Genomic DNA, 12,818 nt, shown 5'->3' with positions numbered 1-12,818 from the left:
AGCCTGTGGATTCTACGCAGGGACCGATCAAGCTGTTAGAATAAAGTATCAGGTTAACTCGCAGGTTCCGAAGCGTGCGGGCGTATGGCATTGACCAGGCATCGATATATACATATTTAGGAGCAAGCAACAATGTCTGCGGTGATCAGATGTGAAAGCATGGAGGTGAAATAGATGTTTTATAGCCCATTGTTTGAGAACGATGTTCCCACCCTTCGCTACTGAGCGAAGGAAATTCAACATGAGTTCCCTTCGCCAGTGGACAAATAAGTCCTAATATGCGGAGGGATTGAGATGAATTCACGATATTTAGGCGGGCTATACATGGCACTTGCCGCAAGTATTTGGGGCGGCATGTATGTGGTCAGCAAGGTGTTATTACAAAATATTGAGCCACTTGCTTTGGTCTGGCTCCGCTATGTAGTCGCTCTTTGCGCCTTGTCAATCAGTATCCTTGCCACAAAACAGTCGTGGAGAGTTTCATGGCGACATGTCCCACTGATTGCCGTCATTGGAGTCGCTGGTTATGCGATCTCCATTTGGACGCAGTTTCTCGGTACAAAGCTCTCGACGGCGCAGATGGGTGCAATGATTACATCCGCAACACCAGCCTTCATGGTTGTGTTCGGTCGGATGCTGTTGCGCGAAAGAATAACACTTCGAAAGGCGATTTCGGTTGGGCTTGCAACAGTCGGAGTTTTGCTGATTGTTGGGATTGGTGGGTTCAGCCACTCCTATCAACTGGGCGGTGTCATCCTATTTGTTGCCGCTCTAACATGGGCTTTGATGTCCGTCGTTGTCAAGCTTGTCCCTAACGGCTATTCCCAACTAACTGTCACCTTTTACGCCATACTGGTTGCAATCGTATGCATCACCCCAACAGCCGTCAACCAACTGATTCATGTCTCGCCAAGTACATGGGTACAGCCAAGCCTATGGAGCGGAGTCCTTTATTTGGGAGTTGTCTCGACAGCAGGTGCCTTTTTCTTATGGAACAAGGGGTTACAATTGGTGGATGCCTCGTCAGGAGGACTTTACTTCTTCTTTCAACCGCTTGTAGGAACATTTCTGGGATGGCTGATTCTCGGAGAAGTTGTGGAGCTTTCCTTTTGGTTCGGGGCACTCTTGATTCTGATCGGTGTTGTCTTTGTCATCAAAGAATCCTGAATCTGATTATGCAGATAGGAGCGGCATATTACTGCCGCTCCGTGTTTTAATGAATGCTCGCATAAAATAACAAAGCTTGATCCAGCACCGTCTTCGATAAAACGGTTCAAGGACTATTAACATAGTTACCCAATCGATGAGAAAGTATCGCTATAAAAGAGATAGATATCGATTGGGACTGGGTGAAATCAGTGTATGAGTATGCCGATATCATAGAATATTTGCGAGAAAAGATGATCCAACTGGCAGAAGTAAACGGAGGCTTAACGCATCGTGATGTCATTACCGTGAGCCAGGAGTTGGACAAATATATCCTCCAAGCACAGAAGCAGAGCGAATCCAATGGCGAAAATGACAAGTCTGTACATGAGACGGTTACAGTTTCGCAGTTGGCGTGGGGATGAAGGCAGGGAGAAGAGTACGGATTGTGGGATGTGGGTACCTGCTCCTGTGACTCGGCTTTGCAACTTAATCTGCCTCAAAGGTGAATAGTTATCGAGGAGAAGGCGAGAAGAATGATAACCAGATTTCGAGTGGAATTTCATATAGATTTTCGGAGCCGCTCAGTCGTATGACTGGGCTTTTTTTATGCTCGTTGACTTAAGTGGACGAGGGGCATGGTAGGGACTAAGGGCTACAAGGGTCGAGAACGAGACAGGAAAGGGCGTGATGGCATGGACGACGAGTTTAAGGAACTTCTATCGGAGATGGAGGATCGCATTCGGTACGACATCCACCAAGTCTCCAACCAATTAAAGGACATTCAAACAGAAGTCAGCACCTTGAAACAGCAAGTGGACACGTTGGAAAAAATCATTCGTATCGTGGATCAAAACAGCGCGGCAAATCTTTCTGGCATTCAATTAGATATTAAGCTGATTAAGGATGCTTTGGAGAAGTAACAACACTGATGTTCGATATTGTCAAAGTTGCGGTACATATGTGGGAAAATAGGTCAAAGTCATGGGGAAAGGTGCTTGAGTAGAAAGAGAGCCATGACGGCTCTCCTGGTCTATTCAATTACCTGCTGGGGCTAAAACAGTGAGTTGATCAAATCCTTCTCGTCGTTCGACAAGGATTCGAGCTTGTCCCTTTCAACCTTAATTCCGTCGCCCTGCTCTATCAAGTTCCTGTTTTTCAGCAATTTGAGCAGGATTGTTTCCACTTTTGCCTCGAAATCATCAGAATGTACCCCATTTTGCATGTCAGCGACGACTAATTGGCAGATGTATGCGCTAATGTTATCCCTGCTCTTTAACCAGTCATATAAGGGGAGGAACTCTTCCCTAAAACTGATACTGATTTTCGGAGGCTTAGGCAAGGTTCTTCGCCTTCATGATGGCGAGATAGGATAGCACATTTCCGAAAGAGCCGTTTGGGTCAATCACCGCGTTCGGGTACTCCCTTTGAATTTCATCTCTGAGCACGATGCTCCCACCACCTGTAAAGACCAATTCGTCGATATTATTGAAGGTGATCCCACGGCTTTTGGCAAAGGTGATGATCTCGTTCAGATGCGACTTGAGCATACCCTTAATAATCTTGGGGCTGTCTTCAAGTTTCCTGCCATTCACCGATAAGTAGCCGCGTTTCAGGATTACTTCCGTATCGTCCATGCCAATAGTGACTCCATATTCTGCGGTTAATGATTCTGCAAGTTTGCCTTTGAGCATGGCTATGCCTTGGTTGGAGAGAAAGCTCCCTGACAAGGAAGGACGAAGCGAGTCCACTTGACAGAAATTCACGTTTAAACTGCCAATGTCGAATATGACACACCGCTTGTCGCGATATAAACTCGTATTCGCAAACATCGGAGTCCCTTCAGGAAGTGCCAGTACCGTTTCGATTCGAAGTAGAATTGCTGGGCGGTTGTTGATTTTGAGCGATACAACCCGTTGATCATTTTGAATGAACTGTTCGAAATTCGTTTTCAACTTTTGGTTTTTGTGCGTAGATATCGGCGTATTTACGGAAAGTCTCACATTCACAATGCCTTGGTTGACGAGACCAGCACGTTCGATAGCGAGTCCACACGCGAGAAGAATGCTGATGCGATGGGTGGAAGTTTGTTTACTGAGGTCGTAATTGAATTTCTCTTCGCTGATCATGTCCCCCACGAGGAAGGTCTGTCCCCCGAATTCTATGAGATAGTTGTTCGGCTGAAGCTCCACGCCCAGGTGTTCCACCTCTTGAACCAATGTTCGAAAACTCATCGTCTTTAATTCTCCGTTGGAGTAGAAAGCGAACTTGGTGAGTGACTTTCCAGAATCAATTGCCAGGCTTAGTTGCTTCGGTTGTTCAGTCATGCAAAAAATCCTCCTTTATTTTCTGTTTCTATATGATAGACGGGCGTTGTCAGTTGATTCGCATTTACACGACGTATCGCGTCTGACCCTACACGGCAACCACGAAATATCGCGTCTCAGTTTGATCGAGGCAGAAAGCGTAAGTGATTGATTTGCTTCTCGTTATGAAGAAAACACCATTGGGGTTGACTGGGGATAATGCAAATAAATTCTTGACAATGGGCAACAGCGATATTATCTTTGTGCTACGACTTCAATCAGAAGTCACATTTTCCCTATCGCGTTGATCACAAAGCTGGTTTACGTGTTGGGGTGCCATTTTCCAAATTCTTTTACGGGTCTCCCTGGGACAAGTCTGTCCTGGGGGCACTTGAGAGAATTACGGCACCTTGACAACTTAAACCAGCTTTTTTGTGTTGTGCCCGTAGTCCCTGGGGACAGGTATGCGATGCCTGAAGCGTCCAGGAGACAACAAACCAGTGCGACACCGCGCAAACAAACGAAAGGGGAAAATGACTTTGATATCAAAGCACGAGAATTATTTCGGGGAACTGCGAGAACAGATTATGAATCCTGAAAAATGGGATTCTGAGCACTTTATTGCATTTGATTACGAGGCAGGGTTAGGTAAAACGCGGCAAGCGTTGCGGATGATAGGGGAAATGTTCAGAAACACGGATTGTCGTCACAGAGTTCTGTGGGTTCAACTCTTTTCGGATAAGCGAAGACTTCTGGATGCTACTGCTGATGAAATCAATAAACATGCGAGAAGGAACGTTGCTATGGCAATTGATGGAGAAGATACGAAGAGGGGAAGAAGTAAGAAAACGGCGATTGAACCACAGGTTTTAGTGATTACCCATCGGATGTATGCCGAGATAAAGAAATCACGCCATGACGAGCTTATACAGAATAGAGATATATTGATCATGGATGAGTTCCCTAACTTAATGAGGGAAATCAGAATTTCTACGCAGGATTTATCCCAGCTATATCGGTATAGTGTGTACCTTGAGTCTGACATTCTCGACGAGATGCTGATCATGTTCCGTGACAAATTGAGGGAACTTCGGAGAGAGGAACTTATAAACCCTGGTACCTTTCAATGGGGTACCTTTGCGTCCGCAGATTACAAGAAGTACAAAACCGAAATCACCAAACTATTGAAATCGAAAAAGACGAAGGATTGTCGAGAATTGTTAGAGCGATTTCAACAACTTTTCCGTAATGATTGTTATTACAGTCATAATGTGTTTTATACCTACGATATTCGATACGACTATGTTCTGTTGAAGAACAACATTATTTTGGATGCAAACGGATTTGACTATCGATATCAGTTGTCGAAGCGATTCATCGTAAAACACCAGCCCAAGGTCTATGATTATTCGACATCAATTCTTCATCACTATGAGGTCAATACAGGGAAGACTGCGTTAAAGAAATCCGACGGGTTTTTCGATCAGGTCATCGATACGGTAGAGTTGCAAGGACGTAAGGGTGTTCTGTTTGTCACAGATATGGAGCACAAGTCGAAACTCGAACAGACGATTGTGAAACATTACAGTGATGAGGATAACCAGAACGAGACATTGGCGGATATATCACGAAAGTTGAGGGTGGATATCAGTGTTGAATACCACGGGAACTTACTCGGCAAGAACGATTGGCGTACATTCGACACCTGCGTAATTGTCAAAACCCCAAACTTCGATTACGCAACCTATGTACTGACGAGTTATTTCTTTCACGCAATAGACCAGGAGTATTCCTTTCAAGACATCCCTAAATTTAGGCATGAGCCAACAGACAATATTAGAAATTATTGGATTGCAGGCGAGTTGTATCAAGCCATCAAACGTATCTCCAGAGATAATACACAGCCGTCAGAGATTCACCTTTTCTGCTCGAACGAGGTAGCTGTAGGTATTGTGAGAAATCAGTTGCCAGGTATCAAGTATGTAAAGGAACACTGGGGTGTGAACACGAGGAGTAAGCACGATAATACGGAGAAACCAAAGGAACAGCGACTTAATGAGCGTGATTGGGAACTCATTACAATTCTTCGGGGATACCAGAAAGAAGGGAACGCTGAGATTAAATTCATCGATGTACGATCTAAATTTGGTGAAAAAGATGGTGCAAACTTTAAAAGGAGAGCAGTAAGGCTGGCACCAGTTTTGGGCGCTTATGGAATAATTGTGGGAAATGGAGTATTTACACTCAGAGTGCCAGGAATCGAGGAACCAGTTTCCGAGCAGAACGGGGCTGTGAAAGAGTTAGTTGTGGTGTAACGATTTGGACGGTAGACGGGGTGGTTGATGCCACCCTGTTTTTTGTTCCTAAGATATACTATACGGCGGCGTGGGAATTTCCAATATGTTAATGAATAAACCCCTTTGTTTGTTTTAGCGAGAAGGGTTGGTTGCATATTACATTATCTGGAACCGAAGTGCATTCCCGCGTGTTGATGAAGCCCCGTCTTTGCGGGACGTGACAGTCGTAAGAGTACATTTATCCTCCCAAAACTACATTTTACATAGTGCTGTACGTGCATTGCTGGTTAATTGTTTTCTCAGAGCCACCAGGTAACGCTGAACTCTCAACTAAATGAAACCGTTGCTACTGCTTCATCGCCTTTTTAGATTGAAATAGTCACAAAAGGTAGTGGCGATACGTTGAAAGGCATCACTTGTACGGGAGTCATCATCAGTTGATAGATATCCATTTTCAGAAATACCAATAGCAAATGAATGTGACATGGTTTTGTATACCCTCATCCCATGTGAAAACTCTTCTCTTGTAGGTTGATACTTTCGACAAGGATAGCGAATGCCACCAATGGCTCATCAGTAATCAAGGAGTTGCGGATTTGCTGTATATAACAAAAAAACCATTTAAGCAGGATGAGCAAAAAATCCCAACCGCCACCAAAAGTTTGTGGTTCATGAAAGCCCTCGTCTTTTGTGGAAACTCCCATTGCGACCATTGAAAACCTCTTTAGGAGTGCAACAGCCACCAGATTATCTATGTGGTTAGCCAACCTCCGTTTGAGACGTGAGTCCCACTGTGCTTTTTGTTGAAATTAAGATTACAAGACCACCATTCCACTCGTGAATATGGATTATGATACATAATGCCGTCAAGCTATTTGGTTGATATAAATCAGAATCGATTATGGGTGTCACCGAAAGGTTGTCACTGTTCTAAGGATTGGTCTCTATATATAAAAAGACAAAGTGACAACTTCAGCGACAACTTTTCGGCTCTATTATTTTCATAATCAAAATCTGATTTCACTCTATATGCATCCGCATGACAACCACAATTCATATCCGCACATCACGACAAGACCTGTCGATTTCCTCGTCCAACCATGTCGATGCAAGTACAACAGTGACCTGTCAACCCATGTATCAGCGGGTCAGACGAGGTTCGACATATTTTCTATATCGCAATCCGATATCCATCAGTAAGATCAAATTAAAAGAAATCATCGTATGAAAGGAGGCTCTAAGGTTGCAACTTCAGAACATCAGAGAAGCAATTGATTGCATCGAGCATGATATCTTCCTTCACTCCCTTTTCTCGAAGAAACCCAATGTACTCTTTGACTTGCTCCAACAGATTTCCAACTTAAAAGAAGCCTTTATCCGCTGTCGGTTTATTGGGGAAGACGTAGAACTGCTCGAAGACACCAGGTTTCGACTCTTGGAACTGGGCTTAAATACAGAGATTCTGTTGAGGGAATTGGCGGGGCAAAACGCAAGGGAACAAGTGCGGCAGTTAGAGGAATTAAACCTGACCGCGAGTACGCATATGTAAAGGAGGAACATTGAAATTGGGTAACAATAATAACGTGGATTTCGACACAAGGGATTTTAGACGATTGATCGCATGGCAGAAAGCTCAAGAACTGACTGTGGAGGTATACAGGATTACCGAAGATTATCCAGCATTTGAGAGGTACGGAGTTGTGAGTCAAATGCAAAGGGCGGCATCGTCAATAGGTGCCAACATCGCCGAATCAGGGGTAGAGTTTCCGAAGAAAATTTTGAGCTTCTATGCAATTGCAAAAGGCTCGGCAAGCGAGTTGCTCTCGTGGATTCATCTTTCGCTCCATTTATCGTATATCAATCAAAAAACTTACGACATGTTAAATAGTCGTGCCCAAGAAGTAATTCGCCTGTTGATAGCCTTAATCCGACGAACTCGAAATCAGATTACCCAGTCCTCCTCAGTAACGCCGCGCTCTCGTAAACGGACCCTGGACAAACAGAAACATTCAGATTACCCTGAAGCAAAACAGGGGGGATCGCAGGTGCGTGATGATGATTTTGACTTTGAGGTCGAAGTGTTGCAATGGGCAGAGCAATCGAAAGCAGAGCGTTTGGAGTTGGTGCGGAAACAGGATGAACTTCGTATGCTGACGAGCGATGAGGGACGATTTCTGCCTGATGTGCCAAGAGAGGAAGGGACTCGCTATCGCCATCGTAGAAGTTAGTGATGGTTGCTTCTCATCTTATAACGGTCGAGTGAGCTTCCTATAGGGTACGGAAAATAAGGTGTTGACAGAGGTCAATGTCCATGGTAGATTACTTTTACACAAGCGAATAAGAACATTTTTCATTGGTAGGAACACTTTGGTTTTAGTGAGTTTCCTCTCATAATGCTGACGAAGCTGGTTTAGTCGAGAGGTGCTTTTTTACTTAGACATATTTTTTATCGAATCTTCATTGGGATATCTCTGCCCGCTGGAGGTTGTGAGTCTAAGTGAATGAAAGCACCTTTGGAGTAAATCAGCTTTTTTGTTTTGCCTCCAAAGGTGAGTTTTCAAACCTGTTCCTTGACAACTATATAGCACGGGGTACCTAACGCCGCTCACGTTCGGTATCCCTCGTACACATCGGTTGGCAACGGAAGAGGAATCAACTCCTCGTTATCGTGTGCCAACAAACTAAAATTGGAAGGATGAAGAGAATTATGACGACAAAAACAACCGCAATTGTAGAGGTAACAGTTCAGGACTTGGTTACAAAGTTGGTTGACGAAAAGCTGGATCACATCCACTCGATTCTCCATTACGAGTATGGTGTGCGGATTACTCAGGTACTCACTTCCAAGGAGAGCAAAGTTCGTTTGGTAGTTCTGGAGAGTGAGGTACACAACGGTGATTGTGGAGTCATGTGTTACACCCAGGATGTACTCCTACAATGTGACGCTGAAGATGAGGCAGACCGCATTTTGCATTTGTTCGAGGGGAAAATCGACGAGGTAAATGATGTCAGCACCGATGAAGCTGTTGACGAAGTTAGGAAGTTCCTGCAACAAAACTGATGCCAATCAGGTGGGACATGCGGGTGAGCGTCTCCCGCGTTGTTCCCACTGAGGGTGAGAAAAAGCTACAACGAGGTGGACACAGGAGTAGTTTGGCTGTCAAGAGATTCTACATTTGTTCAAGTATAAAGGAGGACTCTCTGATGAGCATGACCATTAAAGAATTGGACAAGTCAACAGTCGAACAAGACCAATTAGGGATGGTAGCCGAGAACATGAATCGCATGGTGACAGCTTTGGAACGAAGCTACGGAGTCAAGGCGATTTCCATGATTGACCCAGCCAATGATGAGTGCCAACTCGTCTTGCAATCCAAAGGACAACTTGTCGGTACAGTCTACTACTACGACATGCAAGATATGGTCGAAATAGATGCGGAACAGGAAGCCGCTCGATTGAGTGAATTCCTTTTCGGCAAACACCAGGGATAAGAGGAAATTCACAGAGCGGGCAGTGTGGAAGAGCGCAGAAGATGGTTTCCCACACCAATATAATCAATAGAGGAGCGAATTGACGATGAGTATAAACATGACTGAAGTATCCGAATTTTTGGAGCAACATTTTGATGAATTGCACGAACGGTACCCAGAGTCAAAGGTCGAACTGGAAAATGTGTTTACCTTCTCTGAAGCGTTGCTCATCTTGTGTTTGTGTTGCAACTCACTATCTACGCCGTCCATGTTTGACCAAAGCACACTGACAGACATCTACATTGACCATATTGACTCCATTGAATCTATTGACTCGCATAATGTGCATTTGGCACTAAGGAAGCTAAGAAAGAAGTGGAAGCAACTCAATGCGTTTCAAACATATGCAGTATTGGCTATGGCGAGCGAATGTCTCTCTGTACCAGAAAATAACATGATTGAACCAAAGCTTTTGCTTGAGTTGCGGGTAAAGTATGTTTTTGGAATTGAGGACTCAACATCGGCTTGATTATAGTGACTTACTATGCGGATCAGGAGCGGAACGGCGGTTCTTCTCCTGATTTGATCTACTCTCTGGTTCACCGAGAATAGGTCACAGACCGAGCAAAGGGGGGGGACTATCAACAGAATTGGTCTTGTGTAGCATTTCTCGCGGTGCGGACGGCACAACTGTACGTTCGTAATATTTGACGAGACACCAATTGGTGTCATATGATGAATTAGACCCTAAATGGTGTCGTTTAAGAGGGGAAGGGTGGTTTTGACCGATACCAGTCAAACACGAGACGTTTATTTTGCGGTAGCCGATCCAACCAGACGCAAACTGATTCGTCTGTTGGCGGATGCAAAAGAATTGCCATTGCATGAGTTGACGGCTCAGTTTCAAATGGGGCGAACGGCAGTATCAAAACACTTGTCCGTTCTGAAAGATGCCAATCTGGTCTTAGACCGAAAAGTCGGACGGGAGACTCGTTATCGGATCAATCCTACCCCACTTCGGGAGATTCAAGATTGGTTATCCTATTATCAACAATTTTGGACAAACAAAATGGTTGCCTTAAATCGATTATTAGAGGAGGAGCAAAACATGGGAAAAGACGTGTCATTAGACTTTGAATTTAAGAGTGCAATCGAGCAAGTGTGGGTAGCCTTAACAGATTCGAACACTCTTGCAAAATGGATGCTATTTCAGGAAAATGACTTCAAACCAATCGTGGGACATAATTTTCAATTCCGCACCGAGCCGAACCAATGGTGGGATGGGATTGTACATTGCGAGGTCCTCGAAGTGGACGAACCTCATCGACTATCATACACATGGGTAAGTGGTGGCGAAAACACTACAGTCACCTGGATTTTGAAACAGGTCGATGATGGAACCACTCATGTGCATCTCGATCAAACTGGATTCAAGGAAGAGCAAGCATTCAGTGGTGCATTGTATGGTTGGCAGAGCATGGCTAATCACCTTGAAAAAGTGTTAACGGACTAAATCGGTGGTAGATTGTCACGCATAAGCCCACTAAAGGAAGTTAATTTGCGTACATTCAATGTAAATTATTTACAAACCACTGACATAGGCGAGGCTTGTGCATACGAGAGCATGAGCCTCGTTTTCAGTATGAACGCCGCATTTGTCATACACCGCATTTGAAAGAGCCCGCTTTATCTCATGTTAGAGTGGAACATACTAATCATTCAATCCTTTCCCGTCGAGGATTTTCTGAATACATTTTTCAATTCTTGACTCACGAGTTTTGGCTTGTTTGGGTGCTGAAAAATAAAGAATGTAGGCTCTCTGCCGTCCTGGTGTTAATGCCTCAAAAGCTGTTTTTAACGCAGGAATGTCATTCAGTTTTTCTTGGAGTTCTTCTGGAATTGGTACTGGCTTCTTTTTGACAGTCGGTTTTACACCAGATTTCTCTACCTCGATAGCTTCCAATATATACTCTTTCAAGATGGGTTCCATCATAGCTATGTCTTGGGCATTGGTGAATCGAATTTGACGACCTACCTGCGTATTCTCGCCAGGCATTACTAAAATACCGTGGGTATCCTTTAACAAGGAACCCTTCATAAAGTTCAATGAACAGTAATCCTTAAAGGCAGTCATCATCACGATGTTTCGCTTCTGGTATGTGTAACAAGGCAGAGACCACTTTAATTCTTCGGTCAGCCCACAGTCAAGGAGAATCGCTCTCAATATCTTCAATTCTTCCTCCCAATTATGGACTTTGCAGTTTGGAGTGCCCCCCAACTTGCAACGCATGCACCCTTCCGCAAGATACTTATCAACCTTCGGATTCATTGTTTTTTTTGGCATCAGGGAACACCTTTCTGTATGTAATCCTGTCTTGTTGAATGGGTTTGTACTACATGGCGTTAAGACTAACATATTGGACATGTCAACATAAGCCCGATTGTGTTGCATTTCTATCAAATCTGGAGTTAAAATTTGGACATGAATGCAACACAACTCTGGCGTTTGTGAAGCGGTATGAATGCAACAGAATTTCTGGAGGATGGAGGATGGAGGGGGAGAGCATGGAGCACTTAGTTGAAGGTTTTTCGGCGTTTCTCTCCCAATCGAGTAAGAGTGAAAATACTATCAAGACTTACGTCATGAACGTCCACCAGTATTTGAACTGGTTCCGTGATACATATGGAATGGATTGCAAGCGGCTGTATCGGGAGAATATTTTGGACTTCAGGAATTACCTCATCAATGTGAAACGGTTTAAGGGAAAGCATCTGAATGCAAAGACGGTAAATGGGTGCTTAAGCTCGTTGGTCTCATTCAATCAATTCTTGATTAAACAAGGCATTCAGGATGATGTCGTGGTTGAGAAATCCGATTTCCTGAAGGTGGTACTGGAGTTCGCAAATCCGTGCATTATTTCAAAGAGTGATGTCGAAAAGTTCAGGCAAGAAATTTTAGAGTCTGGAGACAAGCGATTATATGCCCTGGTGACATTGTTATCCTACACGGGATTGCGGATTAGTGAAGCTCTCCATGTCAAACTAACAGACCTCAGTTTGGAGGCAAAGGAAGTCGTTGTTCGTAAGGGCAAAGGCGGAAAGCAGAGATTAGTTTATCTAAACAGCAGGATCGTTTCGGCGATTCGGGAATACATGAAAGTTCGTACATCCGAAAGTGAATACCTGTTCAACTCCCGTGAAACAGAGCGGGTGGACAGGACGGTTATCAATAAGCAGTTCAAGAGGTTCAGCCAGGTTATTACGCCGCACATGCTAAGACATTTCTATGCGACCAACTGTTTGGAAAATGGATTTTCCGTTCATGAGGTGGCTAATCAATGTGGTCACAAGGATCTGAAGGTTACGCTTTTGTATACAAATCCCAGCAGAAGTGAGATGAAGCGTAAGGCAGAACTCCTGTAGGGGGGCGGGGAATTCAAGCTTTTGCTGGTAATGCTATGAGAAGTGATTTTAAAGTGAGATACCATCGCGTCGTAAGTGGGGTTCCGTTAAAAAAAACGGAACCCCATTGTTTTTTGTCAAGGAGCTTGTAAGGCAGGCATATAAACGACACCGTTTTTGTCCGTAGAAAAGGATG

Annotated in this window: 14 protein-coding genes and 1 pseudogene; 12 read left to right on the top strand and 3 right to left on the bottom strand. The window is 44.2% G+C overall.

Annotated elements, in window-relative coordinates; genetic code table 11:
* Positions 1-294: 294 nt before the first annotated feature.
* The 3 genes from JC200_RS09495 (at position 295) to JC200_RS09490 (ending at position 2,069) form a co-directional block, all read left to right on the top strand.
* Positions 295-1,167 (top strand): DMT family transporter, encoded by an 873-nt coding sequence (locus JC200_RS09495; protein ID WP_274436017.1) that lies wholly within the window; start codon positions 295-297, stop codon positions 1,165-1,167.
* A 182-nt stretch (positions 1,168-1,349) separates the two neighbouring features.
* On the top strand, positions 1,350-1,571 hold the full coding sequence (locus tag JC200_RS24430) for a Spo0E family sporulation regulatory protein-aspartic acid phosphatase (protein WP_443111886.1): 222 nt from the start codon (positions 1,350-1,352) through the stop codon (positions 1,569-1,571).
* A gap of 213 nt (positions 1,572-1,784) precedes the next feature.
* On the top strand, positions 1,785-2,069 hold the full coding sequence (locus JC200_RS09490) for a hypothetical protein (RefSeq protein WP_274436016.1): 285 nt from the start codon (positions 1,785-1,787) through the stop codon (positions 2,067-2,069).
* A gap of 411 nt (positions 2,070-2,480) precedes the next feature.
* Here the strand turns inward: JC200_RS09490 and JC200_RS09485 are convergent, their stop codons facing one another.
* Positions 2,481-3,473, bottom strand: coding sequence for a ParM/StbA family protein (locus tag JC200_RS09485; protein ID WP_274436015.1), 993 nt, complete (start codon positions 3,471-3,473; stop codon positions 2,481-2,483).
* Between the two features lie 479 nt (positions 3,474-3,952).
* On the opposite strand from JC200_RS09485, the gene JC200_RS09480 reads away from it, so the two are divergent.
* Complete coding sequence (locus JC200_RS09480) at positions 3,953-5,767, top strand: DEAD/DEAH box helicase family protein (protein WP_274436014.1); 1,815 nt, start codon at positions 3,953-3,955, stop codon at positions 5,765-5,767.
* A gap of 482 nt (positions 5,768-6,249) precedes the next feature.
* On the opposite strand, the gene JC200_RS09475 is transcribed toward JC200_RS09480, so the two are convergent.
* Positions 6,250-6,462, bottom strand: a complete 213-nt coding sequence (locus tag JC200_RS09475; protein ID WP_274436013.1) for a hypothetical protein — start codon at positions 6,460-6,462, stop codon at positions 6,250-6,252.
* 530 nt (positions 6,463-6,992) lie between these two features.
* Between JC200_RS09475 and JC200_RS09470 the strand changes: the two genes are divergently transcribed.
* The 7 genes and pseudogenes from JC200_RS09470 (at position 6,993) to JC200_RS09440 (ending at position 10,733) form a co-directional block, all read left to right on the top strand.
* Positions 6,993-7,298, top strand: a complete 306-nt coding sequence (locus tag JC200_RS09470) for a hypothetical protein (protein ID WP_274436012.1) — start codon at positions 6,993-6,995, stop codon at positions 7,296-7,298.
* A 16-nt stretch (positions 7,299-7,314) separates the two neighbouring features.
* On the top strand, positions 7,315-7,977 hold the full coding sequence (locus JC200_RS09465; protein WP_274436011.1) for a four helix bundle protein: 663 nt from the start codon (positions 7,315-7,317) through the stop codon (positions 7,975-7,977).
* Between the two features lie 479 nt (positions 7,978-8,456).
* On the top strand, positions 8,457-8,810 hold the full coding sequence (locus JC200_RS09460) for a hypothetical protein (RefSeq protein WP_274436010.1): 354 nt from the start codon (positions 8,457-8,459) through the stop codon (positions 8,808-8,810).
* 143 nt (positions 8,811-8,953) lie between these two features.
* On the top strand, positions 8,954-9,241 hold the full coding sequence (locus tag JC200_RS09455) for a hypothetical protein (protein WP_274436009.1): 288 nt from the start codon (positions 8,954-8,956) through the stop codon (positions 9,239-9,241).
* 85 nt (positions 9,242-9,326) lie between these two features.
* Positions 9,327-9,749 (top strand): hypothetical protein, encoded by a 423-nt coding sequence (locus JC200_RS09450; RefSeq protein ID WP_274436008.1) that lies wholly within the window; start codon positions 9,327-9,329, stop codon positions 9,747-9,749.
* A gap of 222 nt (positions 9,750-9,971) precedes the next feature.
* Positions 9,972-10,235: pseudogene (locus tag JC200_RS09445) on the top strand (ArsR/SmtB family transcription factor); the annotation flags it as partial.
* A 93-nt stretch (positions 10,236-10,328) separates the two neighbouring features.
* Complete coding sequence (locus tag JC200_RS09440; RefSeq protein ID WP_274436511.1) at positions 10,329-10,733, top strand: SRPBCC family protein; 405 nt, start codon at positions 10,329-10,331, stop codon at positions 10,731-10,733.
* A gap of 198 nt (positions 10,734-10,931) precedes the next feature.
* Here the strand turns inward: JC200_RS09440 and JC200_RS09435 are convergent, their stop codons facing one another.
* Positions 10,932-11,564, bottom strand: a complete 633-nt coding sequence (locus JC200_RS09435) for a YdeI/OmpD-associated family protein (protein ID WP_443111885.1) — start codon at positions 11,562-11,564, stop codon at positions 10,932-10,934.
* A gap of 221 nt (positions 11,565-11,785) precedes the next feature.
* Here JC200_RS09435 and JC200_RS09430 point away from each other — a divergent pair, with 221 nt between their 5' ends.
* Positions 11,786-12,643 (top strand): tyrosine-type recombinase/integrase, encoded by an 858-nt coding sequence (locus JC200_RS09430; protein ID WP_274436007.1) that lies wholly within the window; start codon positions 11,786-11,788, stop codon positions 12,641-12,643.
* The last annotated feature ends 175 nt before the right edge of the window (positions 12,644-12,818 follow it).

This window comes from Alicyclobacillus sp. ALC3 (genome assembly GCF_028751195.1).
GTDB lineage: Bacteria > Bacillota > Bacilli > Alicyclobacillales > Alicyclobacillaceae > Alicyclobacillus_L.
This window is presented reverse-complemented; position numbering and strand designations above follow the sequence as displayed.